This window comes from Kribbella sp. NPDC000426 (assembly GCF_040300265.1).
Taxonomy (GTDB): Bacteria; Actinomycetota; Actinomycetes; order Propionibacteriales; family Kribbellaceae; genus Kribbella.
The window spans coordinates 95,584-110,622 of record NZ_JBEPDK010000004.1 but is presented as its reverse complement, the minus strand read 5'-3'; the positions used below and the strand labels follow the sequence as shown (position 1 = coordinate 110,622).

Genomic DNA, 15,039 nt, shown 5'->3' with positions numbered 1-15,039 from the left:
CGCCTGATGCGGCTGCCGGGTCGCCAGGTGGCATAGTGCCTCCAGCGAGCCGGAGGAGGCAGTGGAGTTGGACAACTGGCGGGACAGAGTCCGGTATTGGTTCGACAACACCATGGCGCGGGGAACGCCGGCGCTGATCGGATGGCTGGGGCTCGCGTCGGCGCTGCTCGTGGTCGCGGTGTCGGTGCTGGTGCTGCTGTTCGCTCCCGGCGACGTCGGCGACCACGGCGGATGGCACGGGCTGCTCTGGATGAGTCTGCTGCGGACGCTGGATCCCGGCACGATGGGCGGCGACCAGGGCGGACTGGTGTTCCTCGGGCTGATGCTGGCCGCGACCCTCGGCGGCATCTTCATCGTCAGCGCGTTCATCGGCGTGATGACGACCGGGCTGGAGAGCAAGATCGCCGTACTGCGCAAGGGCCGCTCGCGCATTGTGGAGCGCGACCACACCGTCGTCCTCGGCTGGTCGGAGCAGATCTTCACCGTGGTCGCCGAACTCGTCCAGGCCAACCAGAGCAACCGCCGGTCGTGCGTCGCGATCCTCGCCGACAAGGACAAGGTCGAGATGGAGGACGCGATCCGGGCCCGCGTCCCCGACCTCGGCCGGACCCGGATCGCCTGCCGTTCCGGCAATCCGCTCCACCCGGCCGACCTCGAACTCGTGAGCCTCCCGTCGGCCCGTTCGGTGATGGTCCTGCCGTCCGACGGTCCGGATTCGGATATTCATGTCGTCAAGGTCCTGCTGTCGCTGGGCAGCCTGGGAGCCGCAGGCGAAGGCCCACACATCGTGGCCGCGGTGTCCGACTCCACCAATCTGCCCGCGGCCCAGCTCGCGGGTGGTCGGCGAGCACAACTGGTCCGGGCCGACGAACTCGCCGTACGGCTGATCGTCAACGCTCACAGGCAATCCGGCCTGTCCGCCGTCTGCGCGGATCTGCTCGCGTTCGCGGGCAACGAGTTCTACCTGCGCCTCGAACCGAAACTGGCCGGGACAACCTTCGGTACGGCGCTGCACGCCTACGATCTCGGCGTACCGGTTGGGTTGCGGCACGCGGACGGCACAATCACGCTCAACCCCGCGACCGACCACCCGATCACGTCGACCGACGAACTGATCGTCCTGGCCGAGGACGACACCCTGATCCGACTAGCCGGCGCGCCGCCACGCATCATCGACGGCGCGATCTCGAACCGCCTGCGGCACAACCCCGGCCCCGAACGCACCCTGATGCTCGGCTGGAACCAGCGTGCGCCACAGATCATCGAGCTCATGGACGCCTTCGCCTTCCCGGGATCACACCTGCTCATCGCCTGCCCGGACCCGGTCGACCGGCTCATCGCCTCGACGACCAATCTCACCGTCGAGGTGAGCAGCACCGATCCCACCGACCGAGTCGATCTCGAAGCGCTCGATCCACGGGCCTGCCAGCACGTCATCGTGTTGTCGGCGGACGGTCTCGGCGCACAGGAAGCCGACGCGAGAACCCTGATCACGCTGCTGCACCTGCGCGACCTGGCCGAGTCCCTGGATCAGCCGTACTCGATCGTGAGCGAGATCAACGACGACGCCAATCGCGAGATCGCCGAGGTCACCCGCGCGGACGACTTCGTGGTCAGCGACAAACTGATCAGCCTCCTGCTCACCCAGCTGACCGAGAACCGCCATCTGGCTGCCGTCTTCGAGGACCTCTTCAACCCCACCGGTGCCGAGATCTACCTGAAACCCGCCTCCGGCTACCTGCTCCCGGGAATGCCGGCCAACTTCAGCACCATCGCCGACGCCGCAGCCCGCCACGGCGAGACGGCCATCGGGTACCGGGTCCACGCCGAGTTCTACCAACCACCGGCGTACGGCGTCGTCCTCAACCCACCCAAGCAGTCCCCACTAACCCTGACCGACAAGGACCGAGTCATCGTCCTCGCCGAAGACTGACGAGCCCTGTCCCCAGGCACAGGCTGATGTCCGTGGCCGTCAGGTGGGTGGTGTCCCCTGCTCGGTTCCGGCCGACCTCGGTCGGCGCTTCCGACGCCGTGCCGACCAGCGCGCTGGTGACGAGCCGCTCCACCCCGGCGATCGTCACCAGCGTCGCGCCGACCGCCGCCGAACCGGAAACCGACTGCGCCCGCCCGCGCACCTGATCTCCTGGGAAGCGCGCCACGCCGCTGGGTGTGCTGGTGACGGCTGCTGAGGGGACGCTTGTCATCAGCACACCCCGTGAGGGCCGGCCACAGATGAGGAGACCGCGGATGCGATCTGCAGAATCGAACGATCGGCTCGCACCGTCGCCGGCTCAGGTCAGCGCGCTGTGGCTCGCCGGAGCCTTCATCGCGCTGGCCGGCCTCGGGGCGGCCCACTACATCGCCGTGCTGACGCCGTGGATCCCGAGTCCCGAATCAGCCGTTTCCGGTCTCTTCCACGCTCCGGTCCTGCACATCATCGTGCACCTGGGTCTCGGCACGGCCGGGCTTCTCGCGGCGGGATCAGGTCGAACGTGTGTCATCTTCCTGGCCGCAGTCGGTGCGACCATGCTGGTGTTCGCTGGATACGGATTCGTCGATGAGAGTCCGGCATTGACCCGCGTTGTGCCTGTGGAGGGAGCAGACGTCTGGCTGCACGTGGTCCTGGCAGTCGGCGCTATCGCGGGCTGTCTGACTGCGCTGCCTCGTCGGCTGGCAAGCCAGTGACCGCTCAGTCGGCGTTGGGCGAGTTGGGGCGGACCCGGACGTCGGAGGCGATGTCCCGGTGACAGGATCGAGGTACGCGGTGTGCGCGGCGAACTCGACGACAGTCACGTCCACGTAGCGTCGGCGGATCGAGCGGGCTCGGGCGGGCCTGCAGCGCGACAGGGTCACGCGGCCTCGACGTCGAATACGCGGTCGAGGCCGGTACGGCGGAGTACGTCGGTCATCTTGCGGCTGGCGTGCCGGATCACCACTCCCCCGCCCCGGCGGCGGCACACGCGGTGGGTGTCCAGCAGAGCCGCCAGCAGGGTCGACGACATCTCCCCGATGTCGGACACGTCGATGACGACCAGGCAGGCACCTTCGTTCACCAGGCCACGCAAGCGCCAGCGCAGAGCGGTCAGGCCGCTGCCCAGGTCCGCGTCGGAGATCGTCACGATGGCCTTCTGCGGCAGCGGGCTATGGATAGCATCGGTCATCGGCTGTCGCCTTCCGGAGTGATCTGGCATTGGTACCGCCCAGATACCAGCCTGCACCGCCGACGTTGAGATCGGTCGTCGTCCTTCTTGACGATCAGATGACATGCGGTGCCCCGAGGACACATCGCGGCGGATGATTGCGACGATAGGGAGATGCCGATGCAAGTCCTGATAGTGGAGGACGACGACCGTATCCGGGCCATGTTGCGGCTGGCGCTCGAGGACGAGGGCTACCAGGTCGTCGAGTCCGCGGACACTCCATCCGCTCTGGCAGAAGTACGCTCGTCGCTTCCCGACCTGGTGATGGTGGACCTGATGCTCGGCGAGATCGACGGATACACGTGCATCCGCGAGATACGCCGGCTGAGCGACATCCCGATCGTGATCGTCAGCGCTCGCTCCGACACGCACGACATCGTCGCCGGGCTCGAGGCCGGCGCGGACGACTACGTCACCAAACCCTTTCAGATCAAGGAGATCACCGCACGACTGCGCGCCCTGCGACGACGGCTCCGGAGCAGCTCCGACCCGGTCGAGGCCGACATCGTCCTCGACGCAGGCCCGGGCCGCCGGCTGGTGTTGTCCACGTCCCGCGGTGCGGTAAGTCTCGACGGCATCGACCTGCCGCTGACGGTCACGGAGTACAGGCTGCTGGTCGAGCTGGCACAGCCTCCGGGCCGGGTGCTCAGCCGGCCCGCGTTGCTCGCCTCGGTCTGGGAGCACGGGTACTACGGGGACGAGCGCATCGTCGACGTACACATCAGGAGGCTCCGGACGAAGATCGAACGCGACCCGGGCAAGCCGCAGATCGTCGTCACGATGCGGGGAATGGGCTACCGGCTGGACCCGCAATGAAGTTCGTCCCGTTCGGCCGTCGCGCCCTCGGGCTGCGACACCGGCTGGTTCTCGCGTTCGCGCTGGTGGCCCTCCTCGTCTCGGCAGTCTTTGCCATCAGCACCTATCTGCTGGCCCGGGGGTATCTGCTGTCACAGCGGGAGCGCGTCGTACAACATCAGTCCTTCGCCGACGCGGTCTTCATCCAGCGCCGGCTCGAGAGCGCCGGCGCCGATGTCTCGGCGGTCCTGACCGCCGCCGGTACGCCGGCCGGACACACGATCGTCCTCAAGTGGCAAGGCCAGTGGTACGCGTCATCGCTGGATCAGGGCCGCGACGCCGTACCGGCCGCGATCCGCGAGGACGTTGCCGACGGTACGGCGACCAGTCAGCGCTTCCGTTCCGACGACGGGCCCGCGATGGTCATCGGGGTACCGGTTCCAGCTGTCCAGGCGGAGTTCTACGAGATCGCCCCGCTGACCGAACTGGACGGGACCCTGCGCCTGCTCAGCGGGATCCTGTCCGGCGGAGCGCTACTCGCGACCGCTGCGGGCGCCGCCCTCGGAGTGTGGGGCAGCAAATCAGTCGTCACGCCGCTGAACCGGGTTGCCGCGACCGCTGCATCGATCGCCGGCGGAGACCTCGACAACCGGCTGCCGGCGACGCTCGATCCGGAACTCGCCACGATCGTCGGCTCGTTCAACAGCATGGTCGACACGCTGCAGCAACGCATCAATCGGGACGCGCGGCTGGCCGCCGACGTGAGCCACGAGCTCCGCTCACCGCTGACCACCTTGGTCGGCAGCGTCGACCTGTTGAACGCCCGCCGGCACGAGCTGTCCGATCGCTCCCAACGCGTCCTGGACCTGGTGACCGCTGATCTGCAGCGGTTCCGGCGACTGCTCGAAGACCTCCTCGAACTCGCGCGCTCCGACGGTGGACTCGATCTGCGACCGAGCACGGTGGTCGAGCTGACCCCATTGCTGCGACAGGTGCTCGGGGAGGTCGGCCGCGACGCCTCGCTCCTGACCGGCGCCGAGGATGTGCACGTGCTCGCCGACAAACCGCGCCTCGGGCGGCTCTTCCGCAACCTTTTCGAGAACGCCGAACGCCACGGCGACGGGTTGGTCGACGTGCAGCTCGCCCGCTCCGACGGAGACGTTCTGGTGTTCGTCGACGACGCCGGGCCGGGCATCCCGGCCGACGACCGCGAACGCGTCTTCGAACGCTTCTCCACCAGGCCCGGCGGGCGAGGCTCGTCGTCCGGCACCGGACTCGGCCTGGCGCTGGTCGCCGAGACCGCGACGGCTCACGGCGGCACCGTCTGGTGTTCGGCGTCGCCGGCCGGCGGCGCCCGGCTCGTCGTCCGGCTCCCGGAGGCCGGCATACAAGAGCTCCGGGAGACCGGCATATGAGAGCACCAGGAGGCCGCCACGTGAGGGCGGTGCTGACGGCCCTCGCGGTCGTCCTGCTGGCAGGCTGTGGCGTGCCGGTCCAACGGCAGCCGGCGCCGATCGATCCGGCGGCGGTACCGTCACGGCTACAGGGCAGCGGCTCGGCAACGCCTGGGCCCGCCTCGGCGACACCAGGCAAACCGGCGATCCAGGTGGTCTTCGTCCGGAAGGATCAGCTGGTGACCTTCGTCCGTAACGCCCCCAGTCCGGCGCCGACGGACCGCCTCCAGACGGTCATCTCAGCGCTGCTCGCCGGCCCGAGTGCGACCGAGCAGGGCGACGGTGTCACGTCCGCGCTGCCGCCCGAACTCACCCTGACCGTGGCCGGGGTCCAAGGCAAGCGGGTCGACCTGGAACTCTCCGGCGAGACCGACGGCAGGTCCGCCACCGAGAACGTTCTCGCCGTCGGCCAGATCGTGCTCTCCGTCACCGCGCTCCCCACCATCGACGAGGTCAGCTTCTCGCGGAACGGCCAGCCGGTCGAGGCCCTGCTCGCCGACGGAGCGCTCACCGCCGATCCGCTCACCGCTTCCGACTACGGCGTACTGCGGGCCCGCTGAGCTCACCAGCCCAGACGGCCGGCAGCCTCCGCTACCACGGCGGGCTCGTCGGCCGCCGTCGCGAACGACTCCAGCGCACGGACGAGCTCGCGGCGCCGAGTCACCGGCATCGCGCGGACAACGCGCTCGATCTCCGTACGGCGTACCCGGGTCACCTTCCGGACCAGCGATCGTCCTGCCGCCGTCAGGTCGATGACGACCTCCCGGCGGTCCTGCTCGTTCTCCCGGCGATCGACCAGACCCGCCGCGATCAACCGATCGACCATCCGCAGCGCCGTCGAAGCAGTCACCTCGAGCCGCTCGGCGAGCCGGTTCAGCCGGCTCGGGCCATGCCCCTCGAGGACGACCAGCATCCGGAACTGCGTCAGCGTGACGGACTCCTCGACCCCGGCCAGCGACCGCGCGGAGATACCGACCAGCACCCGCGAGGCGGTCAGCACCGCGGCGACGAGTTCGTCGACCGGCTCATCCGTCGACGCGTTCGCGGCACTGGTACGCGAGCCTGCCACAGCTCCACCTCCGAAAGCTTGCACTGGCTGATATTTGCCGAGGGTAATCGACCGCGCCGCAGCTCACCTAGCCGCGTACTCGATCCACACCAGCGGCAGCCGCTCCCCGACATCTGCTAGGAGGACGCGGGGAATCCTCCGGGTCATCGGACTCCACCCCGGATGCGTTCACTTGGCAGAGCACTCAGTGCGACGCGGTAGCTGATCCAGCCGACGACGTGGCCGTGATCGAGCACGGGGACGGCCGCGCAGCCACTGCGGTCGAGAGCCTCGATCGCCTGGTCAAGGTGATTGTCGCGGCGTACCTGGAGTGGGAGCTCGAGAACCAGCGACGCGGGATCGGCATCATGCCGACCGTCAGCGAGAGCCTCGGCGACCACCCGCGCCGTCACGACTCCGAGGTAGTTGCCCTGATCCCCGATCACCGGCAACACCCCGGACCCGGACCGGGCCAGCATGACGGCCACATCGCGGAGCGGCAGATCCGCCTGCACACCGTCCGGAACGGCGGTCATCACCTCGGCGACCCTGGTTCGCGCCGCCGTACTGATGACCTCGCGACGTCCCAGGTCGATACCGCGGCGACGGAGTTTCAGGGTGTAGATCGTGTCGGCCGACAGCGCGTGACTGACGCCGGTTGCCAGGACGATCGCCGTCATCAACGGCAGGATGATCGAGTACTCCCCGGTCAGCTCGAACAAGATGACCACGGCGGTGATCGGCGCTCGGGCGGCGCCGGCGAAGACCGCACCCATCCCGATCAGGCCGTACGCCCCGGCGGGCCCGGCCGTGCCCGGCAGCACACCGTGAGCCAGTTGCCCGAACGCCGAACCGAGCACCGCACCGATGAACAGGCCCGGCGCGAACACACCGCCGGAACCGCCGATCCCGATCGTCAGACTGGTGGCCAGCATCTTGGCTCCCGCCAGCAGCAGAAGGAAGCCGACGCCGTACAGGCCGAAGACAGCGTTGCCGAGCACCGGATAGCCGACGCCGTACATCTGCGGGACCGCGATAAGCAGCAGCCCGAGCAGGACGCCGCCGACCGCGGGCCGCAGCCATGCCGGACCCCGCCAGATCGCGTCGCACGCGTCCTCGATCAGATACATGACGCGGGTGAAGAGGACTCCGACACCGCCTGCCAGCAAACCGAGAACGGCGAACAGGCCGTACTGACCGACGTGCTGCACCGTGAACGGCGGAAGCGAGAGGAACGGCGCATCCCCCAGCGCTGCCCGCCCGATCGCCGCCGACACGACCGCCGAGACCACAACCATCCCGAACGCCTGGGCAGTGAAGTCGGCCAGGACCAGTTCCATCGCGAAGAAGACCCCGGCCAGCGGCGCGTTGAACGTCGCCGCGATTCCGCCGGCCGCCCCGCATGCCACCAGCACCCGAAGCCGCGGCTCGGCAACCCGAGCGAGCCGGCCCACGGTGGATCCCAACGCCGAGCCGATCTGGACGATCGGCCCCTCCCGGCCCACCGATCCGCCACCACCGATGCACAGCGCCGACGGCAGCGCCTTCACCGCGGCGACCTGCGGCGGAATCCGGGCGCCGCGGCGACCCACGGCGTACATCACCTCCGGTACGCCGTGACCGCGAGCCTCCCGGGCGAAGAAGTGCACCAGCGGCCCGTACAGCAGGCCTGCGACCACTGGTACCCCCAGGAGGAACCAGCGCCCGAGACCCGGCAAGCCTGGATGCACCGCGCCCGGCGCCGCCGCGTAGTCGGCACGACCAGTCGCCAGGTGCGTGAAGGTCGCGATCAACCAGCGGAACACGATCGCGAAGCCGGCCGACCCGGCACCGACGAGCAACGCCAGCGTGAGCAGCCCGCCTTCGGACGCCTGCAGCAGCTGCCGCAGTCGCTGGCGGTACGACGGCGGGGGCAGGTCTGTGGCGATCTCGGCGGACATGAATTGCATTATGCAATATTTGGCGTACACAACTCTCACCCTGTCTCACGGTTGACGACCAGGCTGCGGAAAGTTTGAGATCACGTGTCGTTCCCCCGGCGTCAGGTGATCACAGCCCGCGAGGAGGTTAGACAGGACGTGAAGGCCGCCGCGCTAACTGTGAGGACCGATTCTGCCGATGCGGATTTACTCTCTCGTCTGGTCGACCGTGAGCGCACTGGCAGTCCTTGCGGGGATCGCGCTCGCGTTGACGATCGAGTCGGTGCCCGCCATGCTCGGCCTGTTCGCGACCGTAACCATCTGCGTGGCGGTGATCTGGGCGAACCTGCGAACGCTGGAGTCCGGGCCGGCGCGGTTCGCAACCCATGCCCGGATCGCGGCTGACTCCGCCGCAGCCGGTCTGACGGCCGTCGCCGCCTTCGGGCTGGGTCTCACCGTCGGCGCTTGGCTGCTCCTGGTCGTCGCCGTGCTCGCCGTTGCCTCACCATGGACCTTCGACCTGGTCAGGCACCGAGCACGCCGAGGCATTCGCTCCGACGTCACCGGCGAATCCCGCCTGCTCGACGTACGCGACGGGTACCTGGAGACCTGGACGGACGAGGAGCTGTACTCGGTGTGGCAGGCGACCAGCACCCGGCTCGCGGAGGCGGCCGGTGAGCAAGCCACAACGGCCGCGCAGGCACGGCACTTGCTGCTCGCTGAGATCGAGCGGAGACACCCGGACGAGACCCACGCGTGGCTGTCATCCGACGCCGCCCTGAACGGCGAACCACCACGCTTCCTGCAACCTCCAGCCAACTGATCAGCTCAATGCCGCACGTGGCGCAGATCGGCTGCCGCGTGCAGGGCCGTCAACGCCTGGTGCAGATCTTCCAGGACGAGATGTTGGAACGACGCACGGACCGCGAACACTCCTCGACGAGCGGCAGGCTCGATGGTCGTTCTTGACGGACGGTTGACGCTTACATTGAGATTTGTTGACGCTGCGCGGCAACGATGTACGTCTGCTGGAGACCGGCCCGTTACTCGTCTACGGTCGCGCTCAGACCGGGGCCACGAACAGGCGCAAGGTCCTGGCCGAGTGGTGCTGGACGGCGGTCGTCGACAGGCGGCCGCCGCCGGCATCCACCACCGATCGGGTCACTGGCCTGGTTCGTCGCGCCGCCCGGCCGCTAGTCGCTCGACCATCGCGTTATAGGCGTCGTACGCCTCATCGCTGTCGGGATCGAGCTGATGCCCCGGATCGGCGCCGACTTCGGTCGCGATGACAGTTCGACGTACGCCGTCCAGCCAGGCGCCGGTCATCCGCTCGCGCTTGCTCGGCGAGGTGACGACACTGATCATCAGCCCGACGGCAACGAACATCATCAGCCCGTCACCGCCGGCCCACATCAGCCCGCCGGCGGTATGCACATCCGTCAACCCCGCCGGCGCCCACGATGGATGGCGTTGCGCCATGATCGGGAACGGGTCGCGCGTGGCCTGGAGCAGCACGATGCCGACGAGGGTGTCGGGGATCATCGCGATCAGGAACAGCATGAACCGCGCCAGGTAACCCGGGACCGACCGGATCGGTTCCTCGCCGAGAAGAGGCAGGAACAACAGGAATCCGCTGACCACGTACAGCACCTGCTCAGCTGTCATCAGCCTGGGATGCAGCACCATCTGATCCATGAATCCGGTCAGGTGGGTCCCGACGATCACCGACGTGTAGACCACGAGCCCGGTCGCGGGATGGAGGAGGTAGCCGAGTGGCCGCGATGCCATCACTCGCCGCGCCCGGGCCTGGCGACCCGCGGGAACGGCCTCGAGGCCGACGGTGATCGGATGCCCGAGGACGAGCAGCACGGGGACCACCATGATGAGCAGCAGATGGAGCACCATATGCATCCAGAACACCGCCATCGAGTAGCGATCGATCCCGGAAGCGACACAGACCCACATCAGCGCGCACCCGAGAACGAACGACACCGCTCGCCACGGATGAACCGTCGACCGTCCGCGGCCGCGCACCCGCAGTACGACGTACCCGCCCGCGAGCAGCAAGGCGACCGCAAGCCATCCGGGCGCGAGCCGCCAACTCTCCAGGAAAGAGTCCCAGCCCAGCGGCGGCATCATCGGATCGGCCATCCGCACCTCCACAACTTGTCCGCTGCAAGCATTGCACACTGCAATCATCGCGCCGGTCCGGGTGTGCAGCGGACCGGGTGGTAGGTCTGGAGAGCGAGGTCCTCGCCGACGGGCCGGGTGTTCGACATCGCCACGCAGGCTCGTGCTCGTGGCCAAGCTGCGGCACCTCGACGACCCGGGCGCGATCGCGGACGGCCTGCTGGATCGTTTCTCGCTGACCGAGGCCGCCACGCGCAGGGTGTCGACGTACTCCGGTGGCATGCGCCGCCGCTTGGACATCGCGATGAGCCTGATCTTCCTGGACGAGCCGACCGCCGGGCTCGACCCAGAGGCTCGCATCGAGGTGTGGCAGACAGTCAAGGAGCTCGCCGGCTCCGGTACGACGGTGCTGCTCACCACGGCTCAGACGGGGCCGGTTCGGCCGCACCGAGCAGGTACGGATCCCTGGGTCGAATCGCGAAGAGCATCAGCCATGGTTTGCCGGTCATCGGTCATCTGTGGGCACGCATCCGGGTACGCGTCGTATGTCTGTTCCGGCATGGTTGAACTGGTTCGGGAGGACAATCGGGGGCGGTACTGGGAAGAGCGGTAGCGGGCTGGGGGACGAACCGTGGAGAAGGTGTTCGACAGCGATGACTTTGCAGCGCGCGATGCGTTGTCGGTGTGGGAGGAGATCACAGCGGATGCGCTGATGCCGACGGCGTTCAAGCTGATTGGTACGGACGTGTTCCGGGGACGGCTCAGCACGGTGCCACTGGGCCCGGTACAGGTGTCGGCGATGGCGTACTCGTCGTTCCTTTCCCGCAGGACCCCGAAGCTGATCGGCGCTTCGGACCCGGAGATTGTTGCCGTCGGCGTCACGCACTCCGGGCCGCATGTGTTCGAGCAGAGTCGCAATCGCACTGCGCTCCGGCCGGGTGAGCTCCTGGTCTTCGAGAGCTCGCATCCGTTCGATACCTACGCTGACGTCAGGGCATGGGGCGGCTGCTGACCGGCTTCCTCACCCAGTTGGCACAAGACAACACGAGCTACACGCCACACGACGCCGTACGTCTCGGTACCGTCGGACTGGACTTGGTCACCGCGACGCTGGCGCATTTCCTCGAACGCGACGACGACATTCCGGCCGACTCCCGACAACGCGTGCTGTACCTGAGGATCACCGCCTTCATAGAACACCACCTCGGCGACACCACCCTCACTGCGGGCGAGATAGCGGCAGCGCATCACATCTCGGTTCGCTCACTGCACAGGCTTTTCCAGCAGCACGGCATGACCGTCCGTACCTGGGTACGCGGCCAGCGCCTCGAGCGGTGCCGCCGTGACCTGGCTGACCCGTTGCGGCATCGCGTACCGATCCAGGCGATCGCAGCACGCTGGGGATTCGCCCATCCGGCGGACTTCACCCGCGCCTTCCGTGCGCTGCACGGCATCACCCCAAGCGACTACCGGTCCCAGGCCCTGCCTCACAGCACGCAGGCTGGCACGCGAGGCTAAGTACCTGGCGCATTTGGCCAAGGCGCCGCGGGCGGCTGTCTGGTGATGATCGGGTGACAGCAATTGACCCGGCGCCGATCCCCTTGACGGGAGCCGGCGGCCGACGAAGAGGGGACTTACATGAACCTACGCAGGATGACCATGCGCCGCGGCGCGGTGGCCGCGATGGGAATCGCGATGCTCGGAGGGATGACCGTTGCCACGCCGGCCCAGGCCGGCCCGGCGGCCGAGCCTACCCCTACGGCGTGGCCGCGGCAGCTGAGTCCGCCGTGAGCCCACCCTGCAAGATCTACCACCACGGCGTCGTCCGGCTCGGCGTACACACCTACTGCTCCAACCAGCCTCATGGCGTCGGCACCGTGCCCGCGCCACCTGCGTCGACCACAACCACCCGCAGATCAAGTACACGCGGTGGGGCCCTTGGCGCAAACCCGGTCAGAAGTCCTCCATGACCTGCAACTTCATGGACGGCTACGAGTACGCCTGGATGGACCTGCGCTAACAGGCGGATGCGGCGTCCACGACAAATACAGCCGCCCTGACCTGCAGCATGGCCCGCATAGCCACCCCGGCGATGTAGCCCTCCAAGTCAGTGCCGCAGACCATGGCCCCAAGGCCCGCGCCGGGCGAGCACCATCGCGGCGTAGAGCGCCGCGGCCACTGCAGTGGCCGCGGCCGGCAGCACGAACAGACGCGGGATACCCAGGCTGTCACCCGCAACGCCTGTGTAGAGACCGCCGAGCGCTCCGGAGACCATCACCGAACTGCTGAACGTGTTCGTTGCGGTGGCGAGCCGTTCGGGCACGAGGTCCTGAGCGATCGCAACGCCCAACGCACCCGTCGCCGCGACGGCGACCGACATGAACACCTGGCCGATCGCGATCGCGACGAGGTTCTGCGCGACGGCGTAGGACAGGTAGGCCCCGAATGCTGCCACGATGCCGAGCGTGAACACCCTCAGCGCGCCGAACCGCCCGGCGAGCCGGGCCAACGTGGCCATGAAGACGACCTCCAGCAGCGGCTGCAACGAGATGACCGCACCACGGGCGAACGCGCTCACGCGCAGGGTCTCGGCCATGTAGATCGAGAGGAACGACAGTTTGATCGACTCACCCGACATCACCAGCACACCGACCGCCGTGAACATCGCCAACAACGCGAACCGGCCCCGCGGCACGGCCGGCTCGGCTTCTCGAGCTGCCACAACAGTCGCATCCGAACGCGGCTTCGTACGCTCCGAGGGCAGGTGCCGACCGGCCAGGACCACAGGAACCACCCCTATGACTGACAACGCGGCCGTGGCCAGCAACGTCTCCCGCAGCCCGGCCACCGTGGCGAGCCACGCACCGATCGCCGGCCCGGTGATCCAGCCGACCGCCTGGCTGATCCGCAACAGCGCGAGAACGCCGTACCGCGACGGCGTCGGATGCCGCTCCAGATAGCCACGGGCCACGGTGAACAGCAGTCCACCAGAGGTCCCGGCCAGGCTGAGGACCACGACGTTCACCACGTACGGCACCCACGGCTGCTCCCACATCGCAATCACGGTCCAGCCCGCGGCAGCAAGCAGCGAACCTCCCACGGCGAGCGAGATCGGCTTGTCGAATCGATCCGAGAGCGCGCCGACAAGGAATCCGGCGACCGGGGCAGCCAGGTTCGTCACGTAGTACAGCCCGGCGGCCCGCACCGACAGATGCAGCTCCTGAGTCAGGAAGAGGCCCATCTGCGGCCAGCTCAACGACAGGGCAAAACCTGACAGCAACATCGCCACGAAAAGCCATCGCAGCACGACATGCCCGATCAAGTAACGCCAGGCAGACTCCGTAGCCACCTCGACTTGCGGTGATCGCATCGATGCGCTGTCTCCTGGTCGAGGTGCACGGTGTGCCACGCGCTACGGAAATCCCTCGAAGAGACGGACACGCCGGGCACGCACATTTTCACAGACCCGCCCACCACCCACACCAAGGGGCCCCGCCGTCGAGCCGGACGTCTCCTCGCCCAACAGAGCATCGTTCCAGTTCAAACCCGTGACGCACTTGACGGGCGATGGGCCCCCGGCAGGGCGATCGCAGCCGCACGCAGAGATGCCGAGAGTTCCCAACACCGTTTGCTGCCACCAGGAACTCCGCCACTGGCGGTTTCCGCCTCACCGTCGAGGCGCCCCAAGCCGAGACTGCGCTCGCCCAGACCAGGTTGGAGGACGCCGTTCCGGGTACGTCCAACGCACGATCCGCGACGTCCTCAAGCTGGGCCGATGCCCAGCCTCGACCAGCAGGTGCCGTTGCGGGCCTCCTCGGCGCCGCCGAGCATCATTGGCACCCGATCATGGCCGTCGCCTCGAAGTCATCACCGCGGCCGCTGTCGCCAGCAGGATGGTCCTGACCGCCGGATCCCGGCAGATCCATGACCTCTTGATCGGCAACGCCCGAACCCACGACGGCGGCACTGTCCGGCTCCACGCCCAGGGGGCGTCCAGGAGTCAACGCCTTCGTGGTCAGCGACTCCGGGTGTTCGCCATCCGCACGGGCTCTTCGAAGGGCTGGCGCGCGGCCAAGCGGGTCAGAGCGTCGGCTCGGTCCTGAAAGATCTGCGTCATCCCTGCGGGGAGGGCGAGGGAGTGAGTTTTCGTAACCAGTCTGCTTTGTCAGCGTCTGACAGCATGACGCCTTTGATGCTCGAGGTCCCCTTTTCCTGCCGGCGGCCGAGGGCCGCCACAAGAGGTTGGAACATCGAACTTGGGAACGTGTTCGAGGACGATGCGGCCGTCACCAGGCCCATGATGCGCACGAGATTCTGTGCTTCGTGACTGGAACTTGTTTGGCCTGCTTCGCCCTGCGGCCATGGCCGATTCAGCGTCCCGTTTCCAAGGCCCTGACGCACCGGGATTCATCGCTTCCTCCTTCCGAAGTGGTTGTCTGAAGCGCCAGATCTGCTGACGCCGAACAGTCGCCCCGGGCGGGATGTCCATATGG

15 protein-coding genes and 1 pseudogene are annotated in these 15,039 nt (G+C 67.9%); 10 read left to right on the top strand and 6 right to left on the bottom strand.

What is annotated here, in order from left to right:
• The first annotated feature begins 112 nt into the window (after nt 1-112).
• Nucleotides 113-1,933: a CASTOR/POLLUX-related putative ion channel gene (locus ABT313_RS19700; protein ID WP_350855455.1), complete on the top strand. Its 1,821-nt coding sequence runs from the start codon at nt 113-115 to the stop codon at nt 1,931-1,933.
• Here the strand turns inward: ABT313_RS19700 and ABT313_RS19695 are convergent.
• Complete coding sequence (locus tag ABT313_RS19695) at nt 1,911-2,204, bottom strand: hypothetical protein (protein ID WP_350855452.1); 294 nt, start codon at nt 2,202-2,204, stop codon at nt 1,911-1,913. The two genes, ABT313_RS19700 and ABT313_RS19695, sit on opposite strands and share 23 nt — an antisense overlap.
• Before the next feature lie 43 nt (nt 2,205-2,247).
• Here ABT313_RS19695 and ABT313_RS19690 point away from each other — a divergent pair, with 43 nt between their 5' ends.
• Nucleotides 2,248-2,685 (top strand): DUF4383 domain-containing protein, encoded by a 438-nt coding sequence (locus ABT313_RS19690; RefSeq protein WP_350855449.1) that lies wholly within the window; start codon nt 2,248-2,250, stop codon nt 2,683-2,685.
• 164 nt (nt 2,686-2,849) lie between these two features.
• Here the strand turns inward: ABT313_RS19690 and ABT313_RS19685 are convergent, their stop codons facing one another.
• The gene (locus ABT313_RS19685; protein ID WP_350855446.1) at nt 2,850-3,161 is read right to left on the bottom strand and encodes an STAS domain-containing protein; all 312 of its coding nucleotides are present in this window, start codon (nt 3,159-3,161) and stop codon (nt 2,850-2,852) included.
• A gap of 159 nt (nt 3,162-3,320) precedes the next feature.
• Between ABT313_RS19685 and ABT313_RS19680 the strand changes: the two genes are divergently transcribed.
• Genes ABT313_RS19680 through ABT313_RS19670 form a run of 3 tightly spaced genes read left to right on the top strand, consistent with a single transcriptional unit; the run spans nt 3,321 to nt 6,009 of the window.
• Nucleotides 3,321-4,016: a response regulator gene (locus tag ABT313_RS19680; protein ID WP_350855443.1), complete on the top strand. Its 696-nt coding sequence runs from the start codon at nt 3,321-3,323 to the stop codon at nt 4,014-4,016.
• A complete protein-coding gene (locus ABT313_RS19675; protein ID WP_350855441.1) occupies nt 4,013-5,410 on the top strand; it encodes a sensor histidine kinase in 1,398 nt (465 codons plus the stop codon). Before ABT313_RS19680 ends, ABT313_RS19675 begins: the two co-directional genes overlap by 4 nt.
• Before the next feature lie 20 nt (nt 5,411-5,430).
• Nucleotides 5,431-6,009, top strand: a complete 579-nt coding sequence (locus tag ABT313_RS19670; protein ID WP_350855439.1) for a GerMN domain-containing protein — start codon at nt 5,431-5,433, stop codon at nt 6,007-6,009.
• A gap of 2 nt (nt 6,010-6,011) precedes the next feature.
• Here ABT313_RS19670 and ABT313_RS19665 read toward each other — a convergent pair whose 3' ends face one another.
• Together ABT313_RS19665 and ABT313_RS19660 are read right to left on the bottom strand one after the other, a co-directional pair.
• Nucleotides 6,012-6,518 carry a MarR family winged helix-turn-helix transcriptional regulator gene (locus ABT313_RS19665; protein ID WP_350855436.1) on the bottom strand — a complete coding sequence of 169 codons (507 nt, stop codon included), beginning with the start codon at nt 6,516-6,518 and terminating at the stop codon, nt 6,012-6,014.
• A 143-nt stretch (nt 6,519-6,661) separates the two neighbouring features.
• Nucleotides 6,662-8,437: a chloride channel protein gene (locus ABT313_RS19660; protein ID WP_350855433.1), complete on the bottom strand. Its 1,776-nt coding sequence runs from the start codon at nt 8,435-8,437 to the stop codon at nt 6,662-6,664.
• A 178-nt stretch (nt 8,438-8,615) separates the two neighbouring features.
• Between ABT313_RS19660 and ABT313_RS19655 the strand changes: the two genes are divergently transcribed.
• A complete protein-coding gene (locus ABT313_RS19655; RefSeq protein WP_350855431.1) occupies nt 8,616-9,239 on the top strand; it encodes a hypothetical protein in 624 nt (207 codons plus the stop codon).
• Nucleotides 9,240-9,577: 338 nt separating this feature from the next.
• Here ABT313_RS19655 and ABT313_RS19650 read toward each other — a convergent pair whose 3' ends face one another.
• A complete protein-coding gene (locus ABT313_RS19650; protein WP_350855428.1) occupies nt 9,578-10,567 on the bottom strand; it encodes a cytochrome c oxidase assembly protein in 990 nt (329 codons plus the stop codon).
• 139 nt (nt 10,568-10,706) lie between these two features.
• On the opposite strand from ABT313_RS19650, the pseudogene ABT313_RS19645 reads away from it, so the two are divergent.
• The 4 genes and pseudogenes from ABT313_RS19645 to ABT313_RS19630 form a co-directional block, all read left to right on the top strand.
• Nucleotides 10,707-10,967: pseudogene (locus tag ABT313_RS19645) on the top strand (ATP-binding cassette domain-containing protein); the annotation flags it as partial.
• Between the two features lie 219 nt (nt 10,968-11,186).
• Nucleotides 11,187-11,558, top strand: coding sequence for an AraC-like ligand-binding domain-containing protein (locus tag ABT313_RS19640; protein ID WP_350855425.1), 372 nt, complete (start codon nt 11,187-11,189; stop codon nt 11,556-11,558).
• Nucleotides 11,543-12,064 (top strand): helix-turn-helix transcriptional regulator, encoded by a 522-nt coding sequence (locus ABT313_RS19635; protein WP_350855422.1) that lies wholly within the window; start codon nt 11,543-11,545, stop codon nt 12,062-12,064. The genes ABT313_RS19640 and ABT313_RS19635 overlap by 16 nt, the downstream gene beginning before the upstream one ends.
• 120 nt (nt 12,065-12,184) lie before the next feature.
• Complete coding sequence (locus ABT313_RS19630; protein ID WP_350855419.1) at nt 12,185-12,337, top strand: hypothetical protein; 153 nt, start codon at nt 12,185-12,187, stop codon at nt 12,335-12,337.
• Nucleotides 12,338-12,653: 316 nt separating this feature from the next.
• On the opposite strand, the gene ABT313_RS19625 is transcribed toward ABT313_RS19630, so the two are convergent.
• Nucleotides 12,654-13,916 carry an MFS transporter gene (locus tag ABT313_RS19625; protein WP_350855416.1) on the bottom strand — a complete coding sequence of 421 codons (1,263 nt, stop codon included), beginning with the start codon at nt 13,914-13,916 and terminating at the stop codon, nt 12,654-12,656.
• Nucleotides 13,917-15,039: the final 1,123 nt, after the last annotated feature.

Coding starts and splice junctions, on each gene's coding strand:
- ABT313_RS19660 (WP_350855433.1), bottom strand. CDS start 8,437: ATGTCCGCCGAGATCGCCACAGACCTGCCCCCGCCGTCGTACCGCCAG.
- ABT313_RS19680 (WP_350855443.1), top strand. CDS start 3,321: ATGCAAGTCCTGATAGTGGAGGACGACGACCGTATCCGGGCCATGTTG.
- ABT313_RS19700 (WP_350855455.1), top strand. CDS start 113: ATGGCGCGGGGAACGCCGGCGCTGATCGGATGGCTGGGGCTCGCGTCG.
- ABT313_RS19685 (WP_350855446.1), bottom strand. CDS start 3,161: ATGACCGATGCTATCCATAGCCCGCTGCCGCAGAAGGCCATCGTGACG.
- ABT313_RS19625 (WP_350855416.1), bottom strand. CDS start 13,916: ATGCGATCACCGCAAGTCGAGGTGGCTACGGAGTCTGCCTGGCGTTAC.
- ABT313_RS19655 (WP_350855431.1), top strand. CDS start 8,616: ATGCGGATTTACTCTCTCGTCTGGTCGACCGTGAGCGCACTGGCAGTC.
- ABT313_RS19675 (WP_350855441.1), top strand. CDS start 4,013: ATGAAGTTCGTCCCGTTCGGCCGTCGCGCCCTCGGGCTGCGACACCGG.
- ABT313_RS19695 (WP_350855452.1), bottom strand. CDS start 2,204: ATGACAAGCGTCCCCTCAGCAGCCGTCACCAGCACACCCAGCGGCGTG.
- ABT313_RS19630 (WP_350855419.1), top strand. CDS start 12,185: ATGAACCTACGCAGGATGACCATGCGCCGCGGCGCGGTGGCCGCGATG.
- ABT313_RS19635 (WP_350855422.1), top strand. CDS start 11,543: ATGGGGCGGCTGCTGACCGGCTTCCTCACCCAGTTGGCACAAGACAAC.
- ABT313_RS19690 (WP_350855449.1), top strand. CDS start 2,248: ATGCGATCTGCAGAATCGAACGATCGGCTCGCACCGTCGCCGGCTCAG.
- ABT313_RS19650 (WP_350855428.1), bottom strand. CDS start 10,567: ATGGCCGATCCGATGATGCCGCCGCTGGGCTGGGACTCTTTCCTGGAG.